The organism is Erwinia tasmaniensis Et1/99 (assembly GCF_000026185.1).
Lineage (GTDB): Bacteria > Pseudomonadota > Gammaproteobacteria > Enterobacterales > Enterobacteriaceae > Erwinia > Erwinia tasmaniensis.
In genome coordinates, this window is record NC_010694.1 from 1,910,884 (window position 1) to 1,937,507 (window position 26,624).

A 26,624-nucleotide genomic window follows, 5' to 3' on the forward strand; every position below is an offset into this window, starting at 1 on the left:
TCATCAAAACATAATAAAAGCTTATACTTCACGTGCTAAAGGGGCTTTGCTATTGCATGGTGAAATACATTACCCGTGCCAGCAAAGCGTACAAAACCTTTCATCTATTTTTATTCTGTGGAAATATCTTAAAAATACCCACGAGCGTGTGTTGGATTTTTAACTATTTTCTACCACCTATCAAAAGGCAAAGGAATGCGTGTATTAAGCATAGATTTACTAAAGATAATTTCTATCTTTTTCGTAGTACTCTCCCACGTCACTCTGTTTTTCTTATCCAACAATGGTAATGATGTTTATTTATATTTTTTCAGGCAGTCAGGCCAGCTGGGTGTCGTACTTTTCTTTATGTGTAGTGGCTACTTCCTGCTTAATAACACGCGTGAAAATCAGGTTGGCTATATCCTTGGTAAAATAAAAGGGATATTAAGCGTACTGCTTTTTTGGCTGTGCTTTTACTATCTCTATGATGCTTTCTTCATCAGTCGCTTCACGGCGGTTGATGATGTCAGCTTTCTTACATATTTTAACGTCAGTCATCATCTTTCCGATGCCACGCACCTCTGGTTTATATTCTCAATCATCGGGCTTTATATCTTAACGCCATTCATTCGCTGCGTTTTCAGGGAAGCCAATGCAGAAGGGATAATGAAAATGCTCATTATCATGGTTTTCGTGTCCAACCTGACCCTGGTCAATGCGCTGACGGATTATGCGTTCTCATTTAAATCCATCCCAGACAATCTCTTGCTACCTTTTCAGACCGAAGGCCTAATCAGTTTCCTGGTGGGAGGGTATCTGGGTTTAACCCGACCGAAGGTAGAATCCTTTTCGTTTCCACATATCATGCTGTTAGTTTTAGCGGTTGTTTCATTCTCTGTGCTGTCAATCATTTCGTCCTGCACGGGTATCGCCTTCTTCTATGGCAAATTCTACAATATACTTCTGCAAACCTCATCGCTTTGCACTTTTCTGTTTATGATGAATATCAACATGAATAGTTACCCCCCGATAATTGATGACATTAGCAAAAGCGTGCTGGGGATCTATCTCGTTCATAATATATTTGTTGTGGAGGTGCACAGCGAGTTCATTCATAATATGATATTGAGAGCGACTGGTGAAATAAATACCTATCTCCACATCATCATTTATTCTACCCTGGCATTTATCCTTTCATATCTTTTCTGTCGTGGGCTGCGTAAATCAAAAATTACTGAGAAAATTATCACTCTTTAATACGTTCATGATTCTAATCAAATAGAGGGCTTCAGGGTCTTCACTACGTGAAGGGTTGGGCGCTGTCACCAGGGATATTCCCACTGAGATAATTTTTATTATCAAACCTTATGCGGCTATTTTTTCAAGAGAAATCGATAACAATCCGTTATGATGGCGGCTAATTTTCTCGTCAGTCTCGCTCATCGGCCAAGCTGAGCGAGACAACACTGGCCTGTTATGGAGTGCGAAGTGGACAGTACCGCAGCCATTGATATCCGAGCGTTAATTAACCAACAGGCGCTGAGCCGCTATCAGAAAAGAATCATCGCCTTAAGCTTTGCCGTTGTGGCTATGGACGGAATGGACATCGCCCTGATGGGCTTTATTGCCCCTGCGCTTAAAAGTACGTGGGGAGTCACCAACCATCAGCTGGGCGCGGTTATCAGCGCCGCGCTGATCGGCCTCGCTCTCGGCGCCATGTTTGCCGGGCCGCTGGCCGACCGTTTTGGTCGCCGCGTTATCATTATCTTTAGCGTGTTCTTTTTCGGCCTGTGCACGCTGGCGACCGCATTCTCACAGAATCTTGATCAGATGATGATACTGCGATTCCTGACCGGCCTGGGGCTGGGTGCGGCTATGCCTAACGTCGGCACTCTGGTTGCCGAATACTCCCCGGAACGTAAACGCGCATTTCTTATTACCGTGGTCTTCTGTGGTTTCACCTTTGGAGCCGCCAGCGGCGGCTTTGCGGCATCGTGGCTGATCCCCAACCTGGGCTGGCATGCACTGCTGGTGGTCGGCGGCGTTTTACCGCTGCTGCTGGTGCCGCTGTTGCTGCGCTATTTGCCAGAATCCGTGCGCTTTATGATAGCCCGCAATGCACCAGCCTCGCAGATCCGCCAGATTGTTGAAAAAATGCATCCGGGCACCGTCTGCCAATCCGCGGTGTTTAGCCGTAATGAACTGGCGGCGGGAGAAGGGGCGATCAAGGTCGTGCTCTCACGCCGCTATTTCTTCGGCAGTATCATGCTATGGGGGAGCTATTTTATGGGGCTGTTTCTGGTTTATCTGATTGGCTCCTGGCTACCGTCGCTGGTTAAAGACGTCGGGTTGACCGTCAGTCAGGCGGCACTGGTTACCGCTATCTATCAGGCGGGGGGAACCGTGGGCTCTCTGTTCGCCGGCTGGATGATGGACCGTTTCAATGCGAATCTCGCGTTGGCCGCTATCTATTTTAGCGGAGCGATAGCGACCGTGTGTATTGGCTATGCGCCAGCAGACACAATGACGCTGAGTATCATCGCCTTTTGCAGCGGGTTCTGTCTGAATGGTGCCAATACCGGAATGAATGCGCTTTCTGCCAGTTATTATCCGACGCACGCGCGCGCTACCGGCTCCAGCTGGATGCACGGCGTGGGCCGCGTAGGGGCCATTTTAAGTGCCTTTGCCGGTGCGCAAATGTTGTCATTGGGCTGGAGCATAACCGATGTGTTCTCATTTCTCGCTATTCCAGCGGTACTGACCACGCTGATGCTGATCGCCAAGTATCGCTTCGGTTTTCAGCGCGAACGGGCTTGAGGTAAAGCTGCTTGCAGCCATAACAAAGCCGCTGGCGTGCGCCGTATATCCTTCCTTTTGGTAAGGAATTCCGCTGATAATCCACTTATGCCGATGTAGACAAGCAAATGAGAAACGATCGACTATTACGTGTTATGACCGCCGAAGGCCTGCTGCGCGGAACAATGGATAAGGATATATTTGTTTTCAAGGGCATCCCCTATGCGGCCCCGCCAACGGGCGCTTTGCGCTGGAAAGCCCCTCGGCCGGTTACCCCCTGGACTGGGGAAAAGGACGCCACTGCGTGGGGAGCCGCCAGCTGGCAAAACCGCGATGACTGTCTGGCAATGGGCGGGGGTGATCCTGGCAAGTTAAGTGAAGACTGCCTTTATCTCAACGTCTGGACGCCGGACGTTGCCCCCGAAGAACCCCTCCCGGTGATGGTGTGGATCCACGGCGGTGGTTACGCCATCGGATCGGGTGGCCTGACTCCCTACGGCGGCATGCCGTTAGCCCGACGCGGCGCGGTGGTTGTCACTCTTAATTATCGTCTTGGCCAACTCGGCTTTTTTGCCCATCCGGCGCTGGATAGCGAGTATCCTGAAGGGCTACCGATCAATAACTTCGCTCTGCTCGATCAAATAGCCGCCCTGCAATGGGTACAGCGCAATATCCATGCCTTTGGTGGGAATGCACGGAATATCACCCTGATGGGCGAATCTTCAGGTGCACGTAGCGTGCTTTCACTGTGTGCCTCACCGCTGGCAGACGGGTTATTTCATAAAGGTATTGTGCAGAGTGCCTACACGCTCCCTGACGTGACGCGCGCCGGCGCGCTGGATAAAGGACAAAGGCTGGCGCGCCACTTCAATCTACCGGATGCGACAGCGGAGCAGTTGCGTCAACTTCCCGCTGAGGCGTTCTGGGCACTTGATAGCAGCATGAGCTGCGGGCCGGTGGCTATTTCCGGCGATCGGGTGTTGCCGCAGCCGATGCTGAGCGTATTCGCCTCTGCCGCCCAGCATCCATTGCCGCTAATGATAGGTAGCAACAGTGATGAAGCCAGCGTATTAGAATATTTCGGCGTCAATGCGGCACAGGCGATCGCAGAAATGCGTAGAAAACATCCGCTTGGACTGCGGCTGATCACATGGTTGTATCGCGGTATTAAGGACGATGCCGAGCTGGGGCGACGGGTCGCTCGCGATATGGCCTTTACCACCCTCGGCTATATTGTCAGTCGCGCCCAGCTGCGCATTGGCGTGCCCGGCTGGCGCTACTACTTCGATTACGTTTCTGAAAACGCCCGCGATATTTACCTTCATGGCACCCGGCACGGTAATGAAATTCCCTATGTACTTAACACGCTGGGGCAGCTGACGGCGGTAGATAATGAGCGGCCGTTTACCTTGGGCGATAGTGCCTTCGCCGGTCGCGTCAGTGAATACTGGTTCAACTTTGCTCGCGATATAACGCCGCTATCTCGCAGTATCAAAGGCGAAATGGCCTGGCCCGTCTGGCAGACCGACCGCGACGTGACCCTGCGGTTTGGTCGTGGCGGTAGCGCGGAAATCACGCTAGAGAAACGTTTTATGCGCCGCAGGATGCAGTTATTCCGCCTGCTCATGAAAACATTTGTTCATTTAAGACGCTAAAATAAAAGAATTTTTTTCAAGAATGCGCTTGCCTGGTGACGCCTTCGTCTTTTTTGTTTGCTAAATAATTCACTGTTCCCCAGCGGTCTGCCGATAACAGCTTCTGAAAGACTAAAAATAACAAAGCATTATTGACGGCTTCACCAGGCCAGGAGCAATTATGAATTTTCTAAAAAACTACACGATCCGCGCTATTCTGCTGTGGATTTTGGGGATCTTCTGTTTCATGTGGGGGGCGGTGGGCATATACAGCCTTAGCTCACTAAGCCAGCTTAGCAAAGGGGATGCGGTGGGGCGTGAGCTGATCGACCAGATGACCATCCTGAGTAAAGGCAACGACCAGTATTTCCGCGTGATTACCCGCCTGGCTCGCGCAACAGATTCTAAAAAGCCGCAGGATATGGATGCGGCAAAGCAATCTTTGGAAAATATGACCGCACTGCTGGCGGAGTTTAAGGCGCATACGCCAGGCCCGTTGGATAGGCAGTATGCCACAGCGGCAACGGAACGCTGGCAGAAGCTGCTGGAAGAGGGCGTCATTCCCCAGGTGCGGCTGGCACAGCAGCCCGCGCTTGACGACTACCGCCTTCATGCCCGTACCGTCACCCCGGCCTTGAGCCGCGAATTTGGCGCAAGCGTGGAGAAATTCAACACCGCTGCGGCGGCTAAACTCGATCAAACGCGGATAAACGGCGAGCACCTTATCAGCACCACCAAGACCGTACTGATGCTGGCCATGGTGCTCGGGATTGCTATTTTGCTGTTAACCGACCGCTATTTAGTCGCAATGCTGGTTCGACCACTGAATAACCTGCGTGAACATTTCCGCCTGATTACCGAAGGCGATCTCACCCATCCTTTACATGATTTAAACCGCAATTGCGTCGGCCGTTTGGTGCCACTGGTGCGGGAAATGCAGGACAGTCTGCGCGAAGCCGTCAGCTCCATTCGCAGCGGAACCGATAATATTCATCGTGGTGCGGCTGAGATCTCGTCTGGCAACAACGATCTCTCATCGCGTACCGAACAGCAGGCATCCGCGCTGGAGCAGACCGCCGCCAGCATGGAACAATTAACGGCAACGGTAAAACTTAACGCCGATCACGCCCGTCAGGCCAGTACGCTGGCGGATAATGCCTCCCTGACGGCAGGAAAGGGCGGCGATCTGGTGACAAACGTGATCACAACGATGGAAGGGATCTCTGACAGTTCGAAGAAAATTGCCGATATTACCTCCGTTATAAACAGCATTGCGTTTCAGACCAATATCCTGGCACTGAATGCCGCGGTAGAAGCCGCGCGTGCCGGTGAACAGGGGCGTGGTTTCGCCGTGGTGGCCAGTGAGGTGCGCAGTCTCGCCCAGCGCAGTGCGGGCGCGGCGAAGGAGATTGAGACCCTGATCGCCGATTCAGTATCGCGCGTAAATAACGGCTCAAAACTGGTGGCCCAGGCGGGTAGCAACATGAAGGATATCGTGCAATCGGTGAATGAGGTCACAGAGATTATGAAGCAAATCTCCTGCGCCTCGGAGGAACAAAGCAAGGGTATCGATCAGGTGGCGACGGCGGTTTCAGAAATGGATAGCGTCACCCAGCAAAATGCCTCACTGGTTGAAGAAGTCTCCTCGGCCGCCAGCGCGTTAGAACGCCAGACCGTTGAACTGACTCTGTCAGTTTCCAGATTCCGTCTGCCTGAAAGTTCTGAATCTGCATTGAGGTCAACGCCAGCCGTTGCTAAGCCAGCGGCGGCGAAAGGTGCTGCTGGGTCAGGTGACGACTGGGTAGCCTTCTAATCAATCTGACTTAGCCAGCTTACCAGCCTCGCTTCGTGGCTGGCTGTTTATACGGGTGACGAAACAAAACCGCGCCCGTTTCTTATACTGAGCCTCTCCGGTATCTGCCTCTGACAACATTATCCAAACGGAATAAATTGCATGATGATATATCCGGCGTTTTCAGCGTCATAAGGAGCGGCTATTCTAAAAAAAATGTCTACCAATACGATGGCGCAGTAGCATAGCCACGCGGGTAGAATAGAAAATGTATTAATGTGAACGAATGCTTTTCTATTGATGCTCTGGCCAAACGATAGAAAGTGAGGGGTCGTTGCCAGAAACATTTAAGTGATCACAATATCTGGCTAGTCTCAATAATATTTAATATGGCGGAAATAATAATTATACGTTATCCGGTCCTGGCTGGTAATACGTATCACCCCGATTATCCCCTTTATTGAAAGAAACTCCCTCTTATATTTAGTACAACATGGTCTCTTATTAAATCCATGGTGGATATGAATTATGCAAGGAATCATCTTAACGAGATATTCTCAATACGCCAGCCAGGTGGCGAGACAGGTTGAAATAGCATCAGATTCGGAGTCAGACATCTGGTTCGATGCCAGAGAACTTGTGGAAATTCAGCAAGAATGGTTTGATGCCGAGGACCAATGGCCTCCAGTATCATGTGATAACACAGAAGCATATCAGACTCCGCTTAGTGAAGATTTCTACCGCTGTTTTAGTCAGCTCTCCAGGATCTTGGCTGATGCGAAGCAAACAGAAATACTTTCGGTTGGACTTGGAAAATTGCTGCCGGGGCTGCCTATCAATATATTGAGCGCAGCGCAGAGCATATATATCGCCGCCGTTGAAAGAAAAGACATTGATATTGCGGTATTACAGGCACTCGGATTGGCGTCTGCCTGTCTTCCCGATAACATCAACATCATCTCCCACCTGGCATCTTTTATTCGTCATACGATAGCGGGCTATGCTGAACCGTGGGAAGCCGATCCACTGTCTGTTGAAGATAGCAGCAGCCTGGCTGGAACGCTGTACACCATGCTTGCGCTAAGCGCCGTTGTCGCCCGGCACTGGGTGAACGATGCCGATCTCCCGCAGCGCGGATTATTGAGAGTGCCTGGCTTTATGGCCAACCTACTGGTAAGGACTCGCGTTTACTGGACTGCTCTCGACAATTTGGCCCGGTCGCTGTGCACAACCGGCTGGAAGCCGGGCTTTACCATCGATACTCAGATAGAAGTTACCCATATTCCAGCTAAAGCAGGCAACGGCACAAACCGGTTTATCAGTGCATTTTCAGCAAATTCAACGGCAAATCCCGAGTTCTATACCGGGGTCACAATAGACAACCTACGGCAGGTCGCACTACCGCCGGGAAATAGACCCGCGGCCAGCGCTCATGCGGCCGCGGTGACGTGGCTGAAAAGAGCAAGCGGCATCTCAGTTTTGCAAAATTGTCATACTGTCGAAAAGCAAATCAGCCAACGCAAAAACGGGCTGGCCGTTGTTACCCGTACACATTTTAATACCCGATGCGATGCGACGCGCACGCGCACGTGACCACACTTTCAGGGAAAAACGGTCGCGCAGTGAGTCCGCCGGGGCCGCCAGATACAATACGACAAGCAGCAAGAAACAATCTATCGTCAGGCGTGCAAGCATCAGCCAGCAAAAAAAACTCTGGGGCAGGTGACCTGAATTCATTATCGGGAATGCTGAAATATGCCGAACGGTTATTTATCCAGTTCGACCCGCTAAAATTTCCCGGCGCAGACGCCTTATCATCGGGCAGGCAGACTACATTGATATTAAACCAAACGGATACGGTGGGAAATAATCAGCACAAACATCGTTTCCACCTTCCCAAAACAACCAGGAAAGCCAATGAGAAAGTTATTCAATTTTTTCGTCGGGAAAACATTCTGCTGACCGATCACGCCAGTAAAGAACTGCTGGTATCAACCGTTGCGGGGTATCTGTTTGCCAGAGATTCAGAAAATACGCCTGGCCGCGTTTCTGAAACAGAATTGTTAGCCAGAGAGATCCTTGATGCTGTAGAACTCTACGGGGGGATGGAACAGGATGTTATGTCTATATTTCAGGCAGAGTCCACCGTACGTCATTGGATTTTTTCGAATGTTCTGAGCGTATCCCTCGATGAATATATCGCCTCACATATTGCGGCGGACGAATACCCGGAACGTTTTAACGTTGATGATATCCATATTTTATTATCACCCATGCGGCTGCATGAGAATAATCTGCTGAATATGAATAAAATCCCGAATGAAAAGCGCAAGGACTTTATCAGCATGTGGCTATCCTTCTTGAAAAAGGAGATGCCATTTCTTAGATACGAAGAAAGCGCCTGTAAACTGACCTCTCTGGCCGATTTTGATTTCGCCTCACTCTACACCGGGTCACGAATTCTTGATGGTCTGGGGTTAGAACACTATTTTAAGCAAGATGCTATTTTTATAGGGGAAAAAATGTGGGAAATGGCCGCTGCAGAGGGTGTTAAGGAAGATCAGATTCCGTTTTTTCGTGCGCCTTCGCTGTTCTTTTTAGCCTTATTTAAGCCGGATGCGATTAATCGAAAAAGGCACATCCGCAGCATCAGTCTGAAAGCCATCGATCGCTATGCCCAATACAGGATGACGACTGGTGAACTGCATAAAAATATAAAACTGAAGTATGAAAACTATCAGAATGCCGTCAGCCAGTGGTTAAGCAAAGAGAAACTGGCCGATAAGATCGTTTCCCAATGTGGCGAAAATGGAATACCTCAATATCCTGATATTCAAGAAACCGATCGTCTTGACTTAAGGCGCGGCAGAGACCCAAAATATTATGCAGTGCAGAATTATCTTAATGGCTGGGCTAAACCCTGCCAGGGAGCGCCAGATAACCTTAATGATGAGTATTTGCAACTGACATCAAATGTAGCTGAAAAATTCTATCATATTGATACTATTCTCGTTCAATGCGCACTGGCCACTCTGCCAGAAAATGAGAAGAAATTCCTCTTTTCGCCGGCTGCATCAATACACGCTGTAAACTTCAGTATGAGATCCTTCATGGATTCTCGTGATCTACGCGGTTTGCCTCTCCACGATGATATTCGCGTGTTGGTAAAAAATACCGATCTGGTAGCGGTAAAGCGGGAGAGTGAAGAGAGGATTTACGCGTTAAAAAGAACGTATGATGCCGGCGATAGCGCCTATCGTTTTTTTTGTGTAGACAGAGATATCAATAAATATATCGCTAACGACCTGCTTAGCTACCAAAAATTTGGTGAGGGCTACAGAGTCCTGGGTAATAAAATATACGCATACGCAGTCAAATTTATCTATGCTATTGCTTCTGACACAAAAGAACTGATAGTTGGCGCAGATAAAGCGAAAAAATTGGTCGGTTATTTAGGCAGTATCCACAGCAACCATCTTTATAGTGCTCTTTTTCAGTCGGGTAACGATCGGTCAGATTTGCAAAAAATATGGAGTATTGTAAAAAACTTCATCCCTTTTTATAACTGTATTGAAGGAGTCCTTGAGAAGGATGCGCTCAAGGCCATACCCTCGTGCCTGATAGACGCCTTTAGCTTTATGTCCGTTTTTATCAAGGCGGCAAGTTTAAGCGCAAGGTTTGCAGTCGGAGTCGTCGGTGGCCTGCGTCAAGGCATTTCGATTTATGGCAAGTACTCGCTTAAGTCAGGAATACGATCGGGGCTCAATGTTATCACCCTCCCGACAACCGCCGAACTGTCGGCACTGAGTTTACAAGCGCTTAAAGCGCTCGATCCGGGAATTGATTTTTTGACCGGGCTGAGCAAAAGTTATATTGAGAAACTCATCGTTCGATTAAGTAAAGATGAAAAGACGGCATACCTTGCCAGGAAAATTCTCACCTCAAAAGAGTTTACGCAGCTCCCTTCATTTTCAACAGGCATGACTAAAGTGGCGTTACTGCCTTTTTCAAACCTGAAAGTTCCCATCATGTCTTCTGGAATGGTCGACGGGAAGATCACTTACACGCTTTTTAACCCCGAAACCGGGCAGGCATTTGGAAAACGCTTTCTTCTGGCGAACGACCGACTTATTCCCTTCGAGAGAAATCAAGATAGACTGGCATACGATAAGCATAATGACTGTTTCTTCCGATTGAAGCGAGGTGCCTCTTTAACCAAAAGCTGTTTTAGCCGTAATAGTGTGAAAAGTGTAGATCTCTCTGAATCGATACATCTCACCTCATTAAGAGAAGATCAGAGCATTAAAAATGAACTCGAACGTATAACTGAAAAAGTCCGACTGGGCAAAAATCCAACAGCAGAAGAATTACAACGCGCCGTTGATACGCTTGAGTACCTGTCTCAGGAAATGACAGACAGCCCGGCATTGGCAGACTTTACCGAGGCGGGTAATGAGGGCATTAACCAGTATTTAAGATATGCAAAGGGCGACTATTCGAGTCAAGTGGCCGAGCTCATGAACGAATACGAAAAACTAAAAGATTATGAAGGATTTTCCTATCGTGTAATGACAATGCCAGCAGCGAGAATAGAATTACTGACTGTTGGAAATATCGTGTTGGATAAAGGCTTTGCCAGCTCATCCGCGATTTTTAATAACGCAAAAGAGTGGTTGGCCGATAAGTACATTAGAAAGAGCAAAAGAAACAAATATATCGTTATTGTTTATGGTAAAGAAATTAGGAAGAAAATAGCGGGAACCAGCCTCCTCACCGACCATATTTTGATCTCTCCCGGAGAGAAACTTAACATATGCGCTAAATCAGAGGTTGATGGGGTGACCTATTTAGGCGTATCACGCTACCGCGGCCCCGATCGCCCTACAGACATCTATACGGGTAATGTCGTGGGTTGATGTCTCTGACGGTATGAGTAGCCTGCTCAAAGCAGGCTACTTGCTTTCTATAGCTAAGGCTTCAGGTTTTTTCCGCGGCCAGCAGGCAGATTCTTTCTGCCAGCTGATAAGATTTTATAAAGGAAGAGATAGGCAGAAACTCGAATTTTGAGTGGAAGTTATGCGCCCCGGTAAAAAAGTTCGGTGTGAAGAGCCCTTTGGCTGACAGTGCCGCGCCGTCGGTGCCGCCACGCATCGGTATGACCTTGGGTTCAATGCCCAGCTGCGACATGGCGTCAATTATCAGCTCAACCGGTCGCCGATCCTCACCGATAGCATTGCTGATATTGCTATAAATATCGCTGATTTTTACTTCTATCTTACCGGTTGAATAGGCCAGCCGTATTTTATTTGCCACCTCCTCAATTTGCCGTTTGCGATGGGCGAATTGTGTGAGATCGAAATCGCGAATGCTGGCTTTAAGATGGGCCGTACTGGCATTGGCCTGAATATCGTTAAACCAGATGTATCCCTCTCGTCCGGCGGTATGCTCCGGCGTCTGGCGGCGGTCAAAGTGACTGATAAAGTCGCAGGCCATCAGCAGCGGATTAACCAGCACGCCTTTACCCGACATCGGGTGAGCAGGCACCCCGGTCAGGGTAATTTCCGCCGCTGCCGCATTAAAGTTTTCAAAGACAACTTCTCCCAACTCACAGCAGTCAATGGTGTAGGCAAAGTCGACATCAAAGCGGGCCTTTAGATCCAGCGCCTTTGCACCGCGCAGCCCAATCTCCTCGTCCGGTACAAACGCCACCACGATATCGCCGTGCGCCTGCCGAGTGGACAGATTTTCCATCAGCGTCATCACCACCGTCACCGCCGCCTTATTATCCGCACCCAGCACGCTGGTGCCGTCGCTAAAAATAATATCCTGGCCCTGATAGGCGTTAATTTCAGGATGTTCCTGCTGACGCAACCAGATATTTTCCGTGGCGTTCAGGCACAAATCTTTACCCTCATAGCGCAGGATCTGCGGGTGAATATGCGGTGAAAGTCCGACATCGACCGTATCGATATGGGTAATAAACCCGATACGCGGCGCGCCGGGGCAAGTACCGGGTTTCACCGCGGTGACGGTAGCGTATTCGTCAATCACCACATCCTCCATGCCAAACTGCTGCAACTCTTTCGCCAGCAGTTGCGCCATTTCATATTGACCCGGCGTGCTGGGCAATGTTGCTGACGCAGCATCACTTTGGCTGCTAACGGCAAGGTAGCGATAAAAACGTTGGGTCAACTGGCGGGCCAGGAGGTCGGTCATAACGGTTCCTTATTTGTCGCAGACTAAAACAGTACGGTAATGTGGCAAACTGGGTTATTCATTCCTCTCGCTATTTGGTCAGCCTGACCTTGTGACAGGCTGACTGGCGTCAGGCGCTCGATCGCGATCGGGAATTCGACCTTCAATGGTTTACGCAGCCCGCGAATAATGTCAAATAAAAGCGAGGATAAAGATGAACAAAAAAACGCGATTACATGCGTTGCTGGCGGCACTGACGTTGAGTATAACCAGCGCTGCGTTGGCGAAAACGCTGGTGTACTGCTCGGAAGGTTCCCCGGAAAACTTCAATCCGCAGCTCTATACTTCCGGTACAAGCGTTGACGCCAGCGCGGTGCCCATTTACAACCGGCTGGTCGACTTTAAGCCTGGCACCACCCAGCTTATCCCCAGTCTGGCGGAGCGCTGGGATATCAGCCCGGACGGCAAAATCTATACCTTTTATCTGCGCAACGACGTTAAGTTTCATAGCAACAAATATTTTCAGCCCTCGCGTGATTTTAACGCCGATGACGTTATCTTTTCATTTATGCGTCAGAAGGACCCGGCTAATCCGTATCATCGGGTATCGAACGGCACCTACGCAAACTTCAACAGTCTTGAGTTTGGCCAGCTGTTGCAAAAGATAGAAAAGGTGGATGAGCATACCGTACGTTTTACCCTCGCACATGCGGAGGCACCGTTTCTTGCCGATCTCGGCTGGTATTTCGCCTCTGTCCTGTCAGCGGAGTATGCCAGCGCTATGTTAAAAGCCGGCACGCCGGAAAAGGTAGATCGTGAGCCGATTGGCACCGGGCCTTTCGAACTGGTGCAGTATCAGAAGGACTCACGGATCCTGTTCCGCGCTTTCCCACAGTACTGGCAGGGCAAGGCGAAGCTGGATCGATTGATTTACAGCATCACGCCGGACGCATCCGTACGCGCCGCCAGGCTGGAGAAAAATGAATGTCAGGTTATACCGTTCCCAAACCCGGCCGATCTGCCCCGGCTCCGTGCGAACCCCAATATTACCGTGATGGAGAAGGCCGGCCTTAATACCGGCTATCTGGCTTTCAACAGCCAAAAAGCACCGCTGGATAATGTCAGGGTGCGTCAGGCCTTGAGTATGGCGATCAATAAGCCGGCGATTATTGAGGCGGTGTTCCAGGGAACCGGCGTTGCCGCGAAAAATCTGCTTCCCCCCGGCGAGTGGAGTGCGGATAACGACCTGAAGGACTATGACTATGCGCCGGAACAGGCGAAAGCGCTGCTGAAAGAGGCGGGCGTAGCCCCTGGAACCACGGTAGATCTGTGGGCAATGCCCGTGCAGCGCCCCTACAATCCGAACGCACGCCGCATGGCGGAGATGATTCAGGAGGACTGGGCGAAGGTGGGCATAAAAGCCAATATCGTCAGCTTTGAGTGGGGCGAGTATCTCTCACGCATCAAACAGGGTGAACACCAGGCGGCGTTGATGGGCTGGACGACCGCTACGGGCGATCCGGATAACTTCTTCAGCCCGCTGTTCAGCTGCACGGCGGCGAACGGTGGATCTAATGCGGCCAGGTGGTGCTATGCGCCGTTTGAGCGTCTGATTAGCCAGGCGCGCAGCGAGCAGGACAGGCAACGGCGCGTCACTCTTTATCGTGAGGCGCAGCAGATCATGCACGATCAGGCTCCGGCGGTGATGATAGCCCACTCGACAATCTTTGAACCGGTGCGTAAAGAGGTCAGTGGCTATCAGGTTGACCCATTTGGCAAACACGTTTTTTATCAGGTCGACATAAAATAATCGTCCTTTGCGGCCCGCACGGGGGCCGCAAATTCAAGAAATAGTGGTAAGTCTGAATTCGCAAAAAAAATCGCTGTAGGTATCTAATGTTCAACTTTTTTTCATCAGACCTAAAATATTATCCACGCACCTTTATATATATATAGAATAAAACGCCCGCGAATTCTCACCCATAGACTATTTCCAGAATGGCGGCCACGATAAACGATCCCTTAATTATTCAACGTTAGCGCTACACGGACTGCTGCTCGCCTGAACAGCTGACTCATTTCCGACAGCTGTGCCACTGATTGGGGTAGGATGTCGTTCCTTATCAGTACGACTACGCCCGTATCCTGTCATTTGTTATGCTGTCAGACGAGGCGGTTTCGATAATGAACGATTGTAGCCAGTCACAAAAAGCAGGAAGCGAACCCGACACTCAAAAATGATACGGATTATTTATGGAAAGACAGGGTGTAAAATGAGTGCCACACTGACAGATATGTACCACCAGGCCGAAAACTATTTCTTTGAAGGCATCGCGGTAAAATGCGTTGTTCTGAATGAGGGATGCAGGGCCTATATGACCGGCGACGCTGGGCTAAACTTTATTTACCTCAGGAAAGAGGCAGAGAATATTGATGATGTTCTCGTCAGGGGACGTCAGTTTTTCGAACAATACGATCTCTCTTTTGACGTTATCATTGCGCAAGATTTATGCTGCGCTCAAGTGATGGATGTGCTCAATGCTATGGGCTTTGTGCAGAGCGACAAATCCGTTTCAATGGTTTTAGATTTAGACACATTCGAGATTGATAAAGCGGTTAGTTCAGATGTTTCAACCACGATCGGGGCGCATGACGATTGTTTAAGCGACTGGATTAGCCCATTGGTAAGCGCATTTGAATCGACGCATGAGGCGTGTTCAAGCTATGCAGCCAGACATGAAAACGCCTCAAAGAAGAATATTAACTTCTCCCATTACAGCCTGTATGAAAATGAGAAAATCGTCGCTTCCATGACCCTGTCGCTAAATAAGGGCATTGCGAGGATCGATGATGTGGGAACCTTACCCGAGCATCAAGGGAAGGGGTATGCAACACATCTTATAAACTACGCGCTGTCCGTGGCAAAAGGAGCAGGCGCGCATCACTGTTTCCTCGAAGCATCCGATGACGGACTGAGTGTTTATCACAAACTTGGGTTTGAACCTTTATTCATAGATAAGATTTTTTCGACAGAAGCGTGAGCCGTGCGCGGGTTGTTAACGTGATGAAGAAATTCAGACAGCTTAAAGTAAAGAGATACTTTCACGCTGCGTAGGTACAAACCGTTGTCCCGGCTCCTGATGCGATCAAGAGCCGGGGTCTTAACCCACTATCCGTTCAGGCGCAGCTGCGGATGACGCTTCATACTCCACGCACACCACAACAGGGAAAGTATCCCAATCGCGCCGCCGACATAGCCCACGCTGGCCATATTGAGATGCAGGCTCACCTGGCCACCGAGCAGCGCTCCGGCACCAATACCGATATTGTAAATACCAGACAGCAGTGACATCGCCACGTCAGTGGCATCCGGGGCGAGCGCCAGCACGCGCACCTGAACCGCCAGGCCCATCACCATGACCGCAATTCCCCATATCACGCAGAGTGTGGAAACCGCCAGCGTATGTGTCGCCGAGACGTACAGGCACATCATCGACAGGGTGATCAGGCCAATTGCCGCAAGCAAAAAGGTTGCAGGGAACTTATTACCATAGATGCTGAACAGCACGCTGCCGACGATACCCGCCGCGCCGAAAATCAGCAGCAGGAAAGTGGTGAAGCCGCCGCTAAGACCCGCAACGCTTTGAATAAACGGCTCAATATAGCTGTAGGCGGTATAATGAGCGGTGACGGTAATGGCAATAAGCAGATACAGCGCCACCAGCGCCGGGCGGCGGAACAGCATAGGCACGCTTTTCAGCGAGCCGGTGTGTTCGCTCGGCAACTTGGGTAACAGCTTCAGTAGCAGCAGCATGGTGACAAACGCGACCGCGCCAATCACCGCAAAGGTGATCCGCCAGCCAAGCAGCTGTCCGATCATACGCCCGATGGGCAGTCCGAGCACCATTGCCAGCGCCGTACCGGTCGCCATCATGCTCAGTGCCTGGGTCTTTTTACCCTGGGGCGCCACGCGGATCGCCAGTGAGGCGGTGATCGACCAGAAAATAGCATGGGATAACGCAATGCCAATACGTGAGATCAGCAGAGTGGTGAAGTCCCACGCCACGGACGAGAGCGCATGGCTGGCAACGAACATCACAAATATTATCATCAGCAGCATACGCCGCTCGACATTGCGCGTCAGCAGCATCATGGGCAGTGACATCAGCGCCACGACCCAGGCGTAAATGGTCAGCATCAGCCCCACCTGCGCCGTCTGCATGGAGAAGCTGCTGCCAATGTCCGACAACAGGCCCACCGGCACAAATTCAGTGGTGTTGAATATAAAAGCGGCAATAGCGAGCATCAGCACGCGTAGCCATGCGGTTTTACGAGAAACAGGAGTTGTTTGCATGAAAAGTCAGCGCTGTGTTGAGATAAGATTAGCCCTAAGGCAGATTTTGAGAATAATTCCCGCATATTGTCTTTTATTTATTGGTGAGATGAAATAAAAAAATCAATAATTTTGTAAATCGGAATATAAGTAATAAGGGTTATATCTGACCGTGACAAACGCCTCTTTATCGACTATGCGCAGCATTTGACGTAATGGCAGCAAGGCGGCAGAATTGCGCCGAAAATGAGAGATCAACATCTGCTAAAACAGGAAGGGTCACAGTGAGCGCTCTGGATAATACATTGTTGGAAGATATTCTCCGGCAGGCACGGCCATTAATCGGGCAGGGCAAGGTCGCAAACTATATTCCAGCCCTGGCTGATGTTCCTGCTGAGCGACTGGGAATAGCCGTCTGCACCCTGGATGGCACCGTTTATCAGGCGGGAGATGCAGAAGAACGTTTTTCCATACAGTCTATTTCAAAAGTACTCTCACTGACGCTGGCCATGACGCGTTACCACGAAAGCGAACTGTGGCAGCGGGTAGGAAAAGAGCCGTCTGGCCAACCGTTTAACTCCCTGTTACAGCTTGAACTGGAGCAGGGGAAACCGCGCAATCCGTTTATTAACGCAGGGGCGCTGGTGGTGTGCGATATGTTGGAAACGCGTCTTACCGCACCGCGTCAGCGTATGCTGGAAGTGGTTCGTAGCCTGACGCAGCAGCCGGAAATCAATTACGACCGTCACGTGGCGCGTTCTGAATTTGACCACTCCGCGCGTAATGCGGCCATTGCCTGGCTGATGAAATCATTTGGTAACTTTGCCAACGATGTACCAAAAGTATTGCAAACCTATTTTCACTACTGCTCGATGACGATGAGCTGTGTTGAACTGGCGCGCTGCTTTCTTTATCTCGCTAATCATGGGCGCAGCCTTGGCCAGGAAGCGGCGGTGCTAACCCCGAAGCAGACCCGACAGATTAACGCCTTAATGGTGACCAGCGGGATGTATGATGGTGCCGGTGAGTTTGCATGGCGGGTAGGGATGCCGGGAAAATCGGGCGTTGGCGGCGGTATTATTGCCGTAGTGCCTGGAGAGATGAGTATCGCCGTGTGGTCTCCAGAGCTGGATGGTTCCGGCAATTCGCTGGCCGGCACGGCGGCGTTGGAACTGCTGGCTGAGCGTATCGGGCGCTCAATTTTTTGATCAAACGCCTGCGATGAACGGTAGTTACTGGAGATGATATGAACAATAGCCCGTATCGCTTAGCGCATCACTTCTAAAGTGCAACAATATTTGTTATATTATCGACTCGTAATTCTTATAGTTCACTGATTTTCAATGCTTTTGTATTCCAGTGGTTCATTCTGTAATGAACAGCAAAAAGCAAGGATCTCAACATGCTTGATATTCGTTTTCCTACCGCCATGCAAATGGTTTTATGTATAGCCAGAGCACAAAGCGAAGGCCTGCGCTGCACCAGCAAAATTCTTGCAGATGGTCTGAAGGCTAATCCAAGTTTTGTGCGCAAAATGATGGTGCCGCTAACGCGTGACGGTATCATTGTTTCAACGTTGGGCCGCAGCGGTTCTATTCGACTGGGGCGTCCGGCACAGCAAATTACACTGTGCGATATTTATCTGTCGGTGATTGAAGATAAGCCTTTAATGGCAGGACGTCCTGAAGTCGAACCGTGCTGTGTGGTCAGCGCCAACGCCTGCTGGTACTTCAAGGAGCTGGCAAAAGAAGCCGAGCAGGCTTCACTTGACGTTCTGGCAAAACGTACCGTCGCCGAAGCGCTGCACGATATTCTACAGCGCGGCAATCATGAACCCGATCGTCAGCAGAACTGCATATCCTGAACACGGTCTCCCCACGTGCAGGGGAGACCGCTTGCCATTATTTCCCTGCCTCGAACCTTCAACAACAGCGCCAGCGAAAAATCAATTAATGTAACAATAACACTTGCATTATAAGCGTGACTGGCATACCGTTACTAAATGCACCCGTTAAAGTTGCTTTTTAAATCGAATGGTAAATGGCGGGGCGGCCGAACCAGCAGGCATAAACCAGTATGCCTACACAACAGAGGGTCACACCGATGAGTCACGATGATTTTATTAGCGATCTTGTTAAGTGGATCGAGAACCACATTGAAGGGAAGATGGATCTGGATACGGTGGCAGATCGTGCGGGCTACTCAAAATGGCACCTGCAACGTATGTTTAAACAGCATACCGGCTATGCGCTGGGTGAATACATCCGCGAGCGCCGTCTGAAAAAATCCGCTGAACGCCTCGCTCGGGGTGGTGAGCCGATTCTGGACGTGGCAATCAGCTTTGGCTTCGATTCCCAGCAGTCGTTTAATCGCAGTTTTAAACGCCAGTTTGGCCAGTCTCCCGGTGCATGGCGCCGTCAGGTTCAGGTCTCTGCGCACGCCTGAACATTCCGGGGACGACGTGTCTTAACGTTCGTCCCGGTTCATTTTCCTTTCGCCCTTGCGAAACGCGATCTATTTCCCCTCTGACATCTCCGGCTACGCTGCCCAACGCGATAAGCTGAGACCAATAAATTGATAAAAAAGAGTATACTGTCTGAACAGACTCCATTTATTCCTAACAGACAGGATCCGTCATGCACATAAGGAACTTTGATCGTGTAATGCTTTGTCAGACAGCCAGTTATCTGCTGGTATTTTGTGCGCTATTTGCCATCTTCCCGCTACGTTTGCTGCCTTGTTTCCTCGCGGGTTTTATCGTCTACGAAACTATTCTGGCGCTGACGCCGCTGGTGGAACGTCTGGTGAAGGGGCCAATAGCCCGCTGGATCAGCATTATGTTCCTCAGCGTGGCGCTGATCCTTGCGCTGGTGACGGGCATCACTAAGCTGATTAGCTTTCTGCTGCACGACTTCCAAAATCCTGCCGCTTTTCATGCCACCGCCAGCAAACTGTTGGAAGATGCTCAGCATACGCTTTCCCCGGTCATTACCCGCTATCTGCCGTCAGACATTGATGAATTACAGAATCAGGTGATGGGCTGGCTGCGTGAGCATCTGGTGGTGGTGCAAACCTTTGGCCGTAACGCCGCGCATACCTCTGCCACTATGCTGATCGGCATGCTGCTGGGGGCCATTATCTCTCTGCGCATCAGCACCGGCAAACGCACGGATGCGCCATTGAAAGAGGCATTGCTTGACCGTCTGACCAACCTGGCCGCCGCCTTTCATAATGTAGTATTTGCCCAGATCAAGGTGTCTCTGGTCAATACCGTTCTGACCGGGGCTTTTCTGTTTGGCATACTGCCGCTCTTCGGGCTGCATTTCCCCTTTGCTAAAACCGTTGTGGTGGTGACGTTTATCGCCGGGCTGCTGCCGATTATTGGCAACCTGATATCCAACACGGTTATCGTGCTGATTGGGCTTTCAATCTCTCTTGAAGCCGCGCTGATTGCGCTGATCTATCTGGTCTTGATCCACAAACTGGAATACTTTATCAATGCGCGTATTTTTGGCAGCCGTATCAGTGCAAAAACGTGGGAAATTCTGTTGGCGATGCTGGTGTTTGAATCTGCCTTTGGTCTCGCAGGCGTGATAGCCGCCCCGGTCTACTATGCTTATCTCAAGGCGGAACTGCGCGCCGCCGATCTGATTTAACCAGACCCATTTTTCAATTCGCAGAAATTCAGGATTTTTCAGACTGCCCACATGAATAAAAAATTTATTATTGCGGCCATTCTGGTGATTATCGCCAGCTATGCCGGACTCCATAAACAGGGCGCGCACACGGCGAATGGTCCTGGTCAGCACACACAGACTGGCGCAGTGCGTACAGAAAGCAGGGATATCAGCGTACTGACCCAGCAGCAAAGGGTCGCCGACTATCTTCAACAGCATCAGCAGCTGCCTGATTACTATATCCGTAAGGGTGAGGCACGCCGTCAGGGTTGGGATCCGGCAAAGGGCAACCTGTGCAGCGCATTGCCCGGCAGGGCGATTGGCGGTGACCGCTTTAGCAATCGTGAAGGTGGATTACCCGACAAGGCCGGTCGGCGCTGGTTTGAAGCCGATGTCAACTATCAGTGTGGCCGACGCGGCACGGATCGTATGCTGTACTCAAGCGATGGGCTGATCTTTGTCACAAAAGACCATTATCGCCATTTCGAGCAGGTGAAATAAGATGCTGCAGGTAAGTTTTGATCTACGGCGGATAAAGGACAGCACCGACTTCTACCGCCAGTTTGCACTTAAATTCGAGCTGGTTTTTTTTGGCGACAATCTGGACGCGCTTTGGGATACGCTCACCGCGGGCGTACCGTTGCCGCTGCGCATCACTTTACGCCATCTGCACGGACATCCGCACCAGAATGACCTGGCGCGGATTGTGGCCGTTATGAAAGAGGCGGAGCAGGAAACTGAGGGGGCGTTCAGCGTCCGCGTCAGCGAAAAAGCGTGACGCAAACGGTACGGGCCTGTGACAATGGCGGCCTGACATCAGCGGGCTGCACCGCCTATTGGCGGATCAACGCTAATATCTGCGCCAGCTTTTCCCGCTGTTCTCCGCTAATTTCGCCAGAGGCTGCATATCCGGCATTCTGCACAATCGTTTCGTTCAGGCCTACCAGCCAGTCGTAGATATAGAAGGCGGCATGGTTGTTCGGCTTTAGTGCCAGACGGCTCAAACGCTGCCCGGGGCCGAGATCCACGGTCTGCGCTTCCGGTTTGGCAAAAATTTTCTGTCCACGATTGATCCGGCTTTCGGGGCGCTGCTCCTCTGGCCGCTGCTGAAAACCAAGCCAGGCAACAAAATCGCCCAACACGCTTAGCGCACGCGAAACCTGACGGTCGGCGATCTGTTCGGCGGGTAACCCCTGGGTGTCGTCGTCGGCCAACATCTTTATCAGCGCATTTTCCAATTCCAGACGAACGCTGGCGGTAATCAGCTCCTCGGTCAGCATCTCCAGCGTCGGTTTACTGACGCCCAGCAACTCCAGCAGCGCACCGTGGTCCGGCAGCAGGCGCAGCTGGTTGATCCAGTGGCGATAGACGGTTTGCGCAAACTCGGCTTCTGGGTTTGTCTGGGGCGCGCTTTGGTAACTGGTTTGCACCGCCGTGAGCGGCTGGTCGCTAAGGAGATCGATGGTCATGCCGATACCAAACGGATCGGCTTCACTAAGACTGTATTCATCTGCCGTGGTGCGATGTTGAAGATGCTGGCGTTGCAGAAAAAGATGACGCAAGGTGTCGCGATCCGGAACCAGCCGTTCCAGCAGTTCACCGTGGACGCCTGTACGCGTCTGCAAGGCTTTCAGCAGCGTTTCAGCAATGCGTATCCGCTGCGCCGGATCTTCGCCCTCTGCCGCCTGATACCAGCGGCCCAGCAGATTTTCTCTTAGCTCACGCTGGATCTCCGTTCGCTGACTGGCAATGCGTTGCAGTTTGCCCTCAAGACGCACCTCATTGACCAGGTAGCCAGCCATGCGCTGCACGCCTTTCGCATCCATCGCCAGCATCGCGCCCCAGGCGTCGCCCGGATTGCCGACAAAACGCTGCACTGCCGCATCACAATGATGGCCATGAGTAATGCGCTGGTCGAACGGTGTCATGGCCCAGATTAGCCCCGGCTTGCGCCCGTTGCGTAGTGCACTGGTTTCTCCCTGGGTCTGTTTAACCCAGAAGTCCAGCAAGCGCCCTACGGGGCGGATCTCATCTCGCCGTGCCGCGGCACTGCACACCAGCAGATGAGTGATATCCTGCTGCTGTGCGGCGCGCTGAAGCAGGAACGGACGTCGCGCCTGTAAAAAATCCAGCGCCAGGGCATGCTGTTCATCGTCCGGCAGTACCGCAGATGCGTCAAATCCCGGATAATCAAGGAGATCGACTTCGCTAAACAAATCTTCACGCGGCGCGCTGTACAAGGGCAACAGGATCTCCCGGCTCAACAGCGTGAGTTCTGCCAACGCTACGCTGACGGCGGGTAGCGCGCGCCCGTTGTGGCGCGGCTGTACCTGTAATGTCAGGTCTGACGAGGCGTTAAACTGACTGACGCCGGAACGGTAGAGCAGGCTGTAACAGGGTTCATCCACTATGCTCAGCGGAGCACGCACCTGACCCACGCAGGAAAGATGATGCAACACGTGCGCCAGCTGGCGGTATAGCGCGGTGAGCTGGCGATCTTCGCCCCACAGCAGAGAAAACAGACGGGCGCGGTCATCCACGCCCAGCTGCGGGGCCAGCTCGACCGCCTGCGGCCAGAAGTGGCTCTCCAGCGCCGCGCGAGTTGGCAAGCTCTGGTGAAGGGTATCCCACAGCGCGACCATTTGAGCACGGTCGATACCGTCGATCCCCTCTGGCTGGCGATACATCGCCACGTTTTTTAGCTTATCTTCAAGCTGATGTTCGTCAAGCGCCGCTTTTTCTTCAACACGTTGACCGCTAGTCTGATGATATTGCAGCGCCAGAACCGCCACCAGTTCGCATTCGGTGAGCAGCTCCAGCTGAACCGGCCAACCGCTGTCGCCGACGTGTTGCTGCCCACTGAAGCGCAGAACCAGGTTAGCCGTTTGCTGCTGTGGGTTAAGCTGTCCGGCGTAGTCGAGTACGCTGTTGCCCAGTGCACACTCGACGCGCCCTTTGTCGCTGGCTGCCAGCGCGCCAATAAGATAAGACTTGCCGGCCTGCGCCAGGCCAAACAGGCCAATGGCGCAAGGAAGTTCGGCCTGGCGAGTCAGCACGCTGGCGCGGTTGTGCTGGCGCACCAGCTTGATTGCCAGACGGTCTGCTTCGCGATCCAGACGGCGTGACTGCTGGCGAGTGACCTCCAGCCATTCCAGCGCTTTGCCAATGCCTCTGTTAAGGGCATCACGTCGGTTATTCACCTGCGCGGAAAGAATATTATGAAGAGATTTCATTTTTTGTAGACGCTCCCGCTGTCAATCCAGTAATGCGTCGTGCCCGAACCGCTGCCGGCCAGCGTATTGAGCTTCAGATGCAGGTGTTCCAGCGGAACCTGGCTACCGTCATCCAGAGTGGCATCGGCAATCGCAAAACGTTCCGGGCCGAAGTCGCCGAACGGACGGCTTACCGCCAGCTTGATACGCAGTACCTTATCGCCAGCCACGCTACGTGCCAGCTGCGGGTCGATAATCGTCAGTGTATACAGTGGCGACGCGGGCCAGCGGTCATTATCCAGCTGGCGGAAACCGAGCGTTAGCGCGCCACGTACCTGAAAGCGGCTGCGCACATCCAGATTAAAATGCTGTTGGTCGAGATCAATATCGCTGTACCAGACGTTATCTGCCGTCAGCGCGCCCGTTCCATCAAGCATACCCAGATAGCGAATGGTGGAATAGGGCTGGAAATCACCGGCCTTAAACCAAAAGTTGCCAAGACGCAGATCCAGCGAAAGCAGGCACAGCATTGCCCCAACCGCCGCGGTAGATTTCGGATTTTCGATTTTTCCCTGTTTGTTAAACGGATACCAGTCGTTAGTGTGATAGCCATCCAGAGATAAAATACGGCTAACCGGCAGCGGCTGCAAATGACGGAACAGCGCCTGTACGCCGGGAAAACGAGAGGGGCGGCCGGTTAACAGCAGCACGTCACAGTCATAAACGGCCACGACTTCAGACATCGAACGCAGGCTGTGGGTGATATTCATGCGCGGCGACAGGAATTCCGCATGCAGCTTACTGAGCCGAACGATCAGCACAACGTCCAGAATGTTAAACGCCGGCGAATCGCCGGGCAGCTCGCCCTGTATTTCTCGATTAATATAATCGAGCAGCTTTTCGGTCGGTGCCTGTGCCAGTAATTCCCCCAGACGTGCATCAATTTCTGCATTGATATCGAGCGGATCGAAATTTTCGTAGGCGGCAAGGATGGCCTGGCCCAATGGCATAAACAGCTGCAACGTAACCTGCTGGCGCAGCGTAGAGTGACCGTCCATATAGCCTTCATGACCAAAAAGGCGGGTCATCACGGCTTCCGGATTAACCATTCCGGCCTGTTTAAACGCGGCCTGTAACGCGGGGAGCACGTACAGCTGGATCACGTCCAGCAGGATATCATCTCCCGCCAGCTTGAAGCCTTCGCGAAACAGCAGGCGTGGTGAAATCTTCACGTTGTTACCCACGCCGTCGTCCAGCCGATACTGGGTGATGGCTAAATCGGTGGTGCCGCCGCCAATATCGATTGAGGCGATGCGCAGCGTTTTACCTGCGGGTTCATCGGCCGATCGGGCGCGGTCAGGGCGCGCCATGCTGGCAAAGAAAGCCTCCGCACGACCGCCAAAGTTGACCTGTGTTTCGTTATAGAGATACACCATTTGGCCACAGGTGGCCTCATCCCATTCCATCTGCACCTGAGGAACGGGCACGCTGCTTTTTGCCTGGTCCTGCATATGGGTAAAATCATCGTCCTGTGGGTGCCAGCCCATCGCTTTCCATACCAGCGCAATCGCTTCCTGCATACGGCGACGGAATATTTCGCGTTCGGGTTTGGGCATCGCCGAAGGCAGGGTGAGGATAATATTGCGCAGCTGGCGCGGCGCGCTGCTGTGCAGCATTTTGTGACGTTGTAACGGACTGTTCATCTGTAGCAGCGCCTGCGCCAACAGTTCGGACAGCATCAGGCTCATCAGCGAGCTGCGGCTGTAATGCGCGGCAAATACCGGAAGACGATCCTCCAGCGCGATGCGGTACAGCGGCTGCCCCTCGTCGTTAATCAAATTGGTGAGCGGCGCGGCGATGGCGAGCGATTCCTGCATCAGCTTGCCCGGCATACGGCTAAAGCGCCAACCCGGCGTATAGCTCTCCTCATCCCACAGATAGCGGCGCGGACTGGAGAGGCCGGTTGCGCCCTCAGTACCGAGGCGCTGTAGCGCCAGCTGAGCGGCTTCGCGGCCTACGCGCGTGATTGACGGCCAGATAAACGCATCATCGCGCCCGCTTTCCAGCGAGAAATTTTGTTTACCGAAACTGGCCTGGGCGAACTCAACGCGGCTTTCAAACAGTTCGTTATACAGTTGATGCGGATGGCTGAGGTTACGCATCTGTAGTTCATAGGTGTGCCTGAGCCCCTGATGATCGTCCGTATGATCTTCAACCATGATGCCGCACGTATGCGAGTTCCCAACATCAAGGATCAGATCGACGCTTATTGCCGGTTGTTGCAACGTGGCGGTGCTGATTTTTAATTCAGGCAGCGGCAGCTGGTGGGCGAGAAGATGCAGGATATTCAGATAGTGCGCCTGATACTCAAATTCGCGCAGGGCCGTTTTGATATTGACCTGCGGGCGCTGTTCCAGCAGAGAAGCGCTTTCACTGAAGGCTTCACGCAGCCAGCCATCCACCCAGGTGTGATCGAGAAATTCGGCCAGGTCGTTGCTGTGGTGCGCCAGCGAAAAACTGACGCCATTCTTCACGTCATTTTCATTAAGCGCCAGCGATTCGTCTTCGCCATCGGGCCAGACTTTGGTATCAAACGCCAGCACAACCTGATGCGTATTGCCGCCAGCATCCGCCTCATCCAACGCGACGATCTGCACACGTGCCCAGTTATCCGGGCCGCCAATAAAGGTACAGGGTGGATTAAAACGGAAAAAGGGTAACGGCAGCCACTGGCCGTTAAGCAGCGTCAGCGACTGCTCCAGTGGAAAGCTAAACTCCGGCTTAACCACTTCTTCTGGCGTACCCGCAGCCTGAGGCAACAGGTACTTGCCGCTTTGCGGATGGTAGTTAAGCCGAAGCAGCGGGCCGTTTGCCGTCTGGCGCACAAACTTTCCCGGCCAGTCTGCGGCCAGGTCCGGCGTCAAAGCAAAGTCGAGAAACTGAATGCCACTATCCTGTATCAGCGTCATATTGGGCTTAAAGTCTGTCATTTTCGCCAGCATC

At 51.9% G+C, this 26,624-nt stretch carries 18 protein-coding genes; 14 read left to right on the forward strand and 4 right to left on the reverse strand.

The genetic code is table 11. The annotated features are described in order from the left end of the window. The first annotated feature begins 195 nt into the window (after positions 1 to 195). The 6 genes from ETA_RS09555 to ETA_RS09580 all read left to right on the forward strand — a co-directional run bounded on the left by ETA_RS09555 (position 196) and on the right by ETA_RS09580 (position 11,120). Positions 196 to 1,239: an acyltransferase gene (locus tag ETA_RS09555; RefSeq protein WP_012441427.1), complete on the forward strand. Its 1,044-nt coding sequence runs from the start codon at positions 196 to 198 to the stop codon at positions 1,237 to 1,239. 231 nt (positions 1,240 to 1,470) lie between these two features. Further along, positions 1,471 to 2,799, forward strand: a complete 1,329-nt coding sequence (locus ETA_RS09560) for an MFS transporter (RefSeq protein WP_042958886.1) — start codon at positions 1,471 to 1,473, stop codon at positions 2,797 to 2,799. 107 nt (positions 2,800 to 2,906) lie between these two features. Further along, positions 2,907 to 4,433, forward strand: a complete 1,527-nt coding sequence (locus ETA_RS09565; protein WP_012441429.1) for a carboxylesterase/lipase family protein — start codon at positions 2,907 to 2,909, stop codon at positions 4,431 to 4,433. A gap of 160 nt (positions 4,434 to 4,593) precedes the next feature. Then, on the forward strand, positions 4,594 to 6,225 hold the full coding sequence (locus ETA_RS09570; protein WP_012441430.1) for a methyl-accepting chemotaxis protein: 1,632 nt from the start codon (positions 4,594 to 4,596) through the stop codon (positions 6,223 to 6,225). Between the two features lie 507 nt (positions 6,226 to 6,732). Next, positions 6,733 to 7,797: a hypothetical protein gene (locus tag ETA_RS09575; protein ID WP_012441431.1), complete on the forward strand. Its 1,065-nt coding sequence runs from the start codon at positions 6,733 to 6,735 to the stop codon at positions 7,795 to 7,797. After that, a complete protein-coding gene (locus ETA_RS09580) occupies positions 7,794 to 11,120 on the forward strand; it encodes a hypothetical protein (RefSeq protein WP_157861794.1) in 3,327 nt (1,108 codons plus the stop codon). Before ETA_RS09575 ends, ETA_RS09580 begins: the two co-directional genes overlap by 4 nt. A 61-nt stretch (positions 11,121 to 11,181) precedes the next feature. Here the strand turns inward: ETA_RS09580 and pepT are convergent, their stop codons facing one another. After that, positions 11,182 to 12,420: a peptidase T gene (gene pepT, locus ETA_RS09585; RefSeq protein ID WP_012441433.1), complete on the reverse strand. Its 1,239-nt coding sequence runs from the start codon at positions 12,418 to 12,420 to the stop codon at positions 11,182 to 11,184. A gap of 193 nt (positions 12,421 to 12,613) precedes the next feature. Between pepT and ETA_RS09590 the strand changes: the two genes are divergently transcribed. Further along, a complete protein-coding gene (locus ETA_RS09590; protein WP_012441434.1) occupies positions 12,614 to 14,209 on the forward strand; it encodes an ABC transporter substrate-binding protein in 1,596 nt (531 codons plus the stop codon). Positions 14,210 to 14,672: 463 nt separating this feature from the next. Then, positions 14,673 to 15,440 (forward strand): GNAT family N-acetyltransferase, encoded by a 768-nt coding sequence (locus tag ETA_RS09595; protein ID WP_012441435.1) that lies wholly within the window; start codon positions 14,673 to 14,675, stop codon positions 15,438 to 15,440. A gap of 128 nt (positions 15,441 to 15,568) precedes the next feature. Here ETA_RS09595 and ETA_RS09600 read toward each other — a convergent pair whose 3' ends face one another. Next, positions 15,569 to 16,753 carry a sugar transporter gene (locus tag ETA_RS09600; protein WP_012441436.1) on the reverse strand — a complete coding sequence of 395 codons (1,185 nt, stop codon included), beginning with the start codon at positions 16,751 to 16,753 and terminating at the stop codon, positions 15,569 to 15,571. A gap of 263 nt (positions 16,754 to 17,016) precedes the next feature. On the opposite strand from ETA_RS09600, the gene glsB reads away from it, so the two are divergent. The 6 genes from glsB (at position 17,017) to ETA_RS09630 (ending at position 21,187) form a co-directional block, all read left to right on the forward strand. Continuing rightward, complete coding sequence (glsB, locus tag ETA_RS09605; protein WP_012441437.1) at positions 17,017 to 17,940, forward strand: glutaminase B; 924 nt, start codon at positions 17,017 to 17,019, stop codon at positions 17,938 to 17,940. Positions 17,941 to 18,134: 194 nt separating this feature from the next. After that, a complete protein-coding gene (locus ETA_RS09610) occupies positions 18,135 to 18,596 on the forward strand; it encodes an RrF2 family transcriptional regulator (protein ID WP_042958891.1) in 462 nt (153 codons plus the stop codon). 239 nt (positions 18,597 to 18,835) lie between these two features. Further along, on the forward strand, positions 18,836 to 19,177 hold the full coding sequence (locus ETA_RS09615) for a helix-turn-helix domain-containing protein (RefSeq protein WP_042958894.1): 342 nt from the start codon (positions 18,836 to 18,838) through the stop codon (positions 19,175 to 19,177). A 191-nt stretch (positions 19,178 to 19,368) separates the two neighbouring features. Further along, positions 19,369 to 20,388: an AI-2E family transporter gene (locus ETA_RS09620; protein WP_012441439.1), complete on the forward strand. Its 1,020-nt coding sequence runs from the start codon at positions 19,369 to 19,371 to the stop codon at positions 20,386 to 20,388. A gap of 51 nt (positions 20,389 to 20,439) precedes the next feature. Then, the gene (locus ETA_RS09625) at positions 20,440 to 20,910 is read left to right on the forward strand and encodes a ribonuclease domain-containing protein (protein ID WP_012441440.1); all 471 of its coding nucleotides are present in this window, start codon (positions 20,440 to 20,442) and stop codon (positions 20,908 to 20,910) included. A 1-nt stretch (position 20,911) separates the two neighbouring features. Next, positions 20,912 to 21,187 carry a barstar family protein gene (locus ETA_RS09630; protein WP_012441441.1) on the forward strand — a complete coding sequence of 92 codons (276 nt, stop codon included), beginning with the start codon at positions 20,912 to 20,914 and terminating at the stop codon, positions 21,185 to 21,187. 55 nt (positions 21,188 to 21,242) lie between these two features. On the opposite strand, the gene ETA_RS09635 is transcribed toward ETA_RS09630, so the two are convergent. Both ETA_RS09635 and ETA_RS09640 read right to left on the reverse strand, forming a co-directional pair. Next, entirely contained in the window at positions 21,243 to 23,642 is a 2,400-nt protein-coding gene (locus ETA_RS09635) for a virulence factor SrfC family protein (RefSeq protein WP_012441442.1), read from the reverse strand. Next, a complete protein-coding gene (locus ETA_RS09640; protein WP_012441443.1) occupies positions 23,639 to 26,623 on the reverse strand; it encodes a virulence factor SrfB in 2,985 nt (994 codons plus the stop codon). Before ETA_RS09640 ends, ETA_RS09635 begins: the two co-directional genes overlap by 4 nt. Position 26,624 lies beyond the last annotated feature (1 nt).

Coding starts and splice junctions, on each gene's coding strand:
- ETA_RS09555 (WP_012441427.1), top strand. CDS start 196: ATGCGTGTATTAAGCATAGATTTACTAAAGATAATTTCTATCTTTTTC.
- ETA_RS09565 (WP_012441429.1), top strand. CDS start 2,907: ATGAGAAACGATCGACTATTACGTGTTATGACCGCCGAAGGCCTGCTG.
- ETA_RS09570 (WP_012441430.1), top strand. CDS start 4,594: ATGAATTTTCTAAAAAACTACACGATCCGCGCTATTCTGCTGTGGATT.
- ETA_RS09575 (WP_012441431.1), top strand. CDS start 6,733: ATGCAAGGAATCATCTTAACGAGATATTCTCAATACGCCAGCCAGGTG.
- pepT (WP_012441433.1), bottom strand. CDS start 12,420: ATGACCGACCTCCTGGCCCGCCAGTTGACCCAACGTTTTTATCGCTAC.
- ETA_RS09590 (WP_012441434.1), top strand. CDS start 12,614: ATGAACAAAAAAACGCGATTACATGCGTTGCTGGCGGCACTGACGTTG.
- ETA_RS09595 (WP_012441435.1), top strand. CDS start 14,673: ATGAGTGCCACACTGACAGATATGTACCACCAGGCCGAAAACTATTTC.
- ETA_RS09600 (WP_012441436.1), bottom strand. CDS start 16,753: ATGCAAACAACTCCTGTTTCTCGTAAAACCGCATGGCTACGCGTGCTG.
- ETA_RS09610 (WP_042958891.1), top strand. CDS start 18,135: ATGCTTGATATTCGTTTTCCTACCGCCATGCAAATGGTTTTATGTATA.
- ETA_RS09615 (WP_042958894.1), top strand. CDS start 18,836: ATGAGTCACGATGATTTTATTAGCGATCTTGTTAAGTGGATCGAGAAC.
- ETA_RS09620 (WP_012441439.1), top strand. CDS start 19,369: ATGCACATAAGGAACTTTGATCGTGTAATGCTTTGTCAGACAGCCAGT.
- ETA_RS09625 (WP_012441440.1), top strand. CDS start 20,440: ATGAATAAAAAATTTATTATTGCGGCCATTCTGGTGATTATCGCCAGC.
- ETA_RS09630 (WP_012441441.1), top strand. CDS start 20,912: ATGCTGCAGGTAAGTTTTGATCTACGGCGGATAAAGGACAGCACCGAC.
- ETA_RS09635 (WP_012441442.1), bottom strand. CDS start 23,642: ATGAAATCTCTTCATAATATTCTTTCCGCGCAGGTGAATAACCGACGT.
- ETA_RS09640 (WP_012441443.1), bottom strand. CDS start 26,623: ATGCTGGCGAAAATGACAGACTTTAAGCCCAATATGACGCTGATACAG.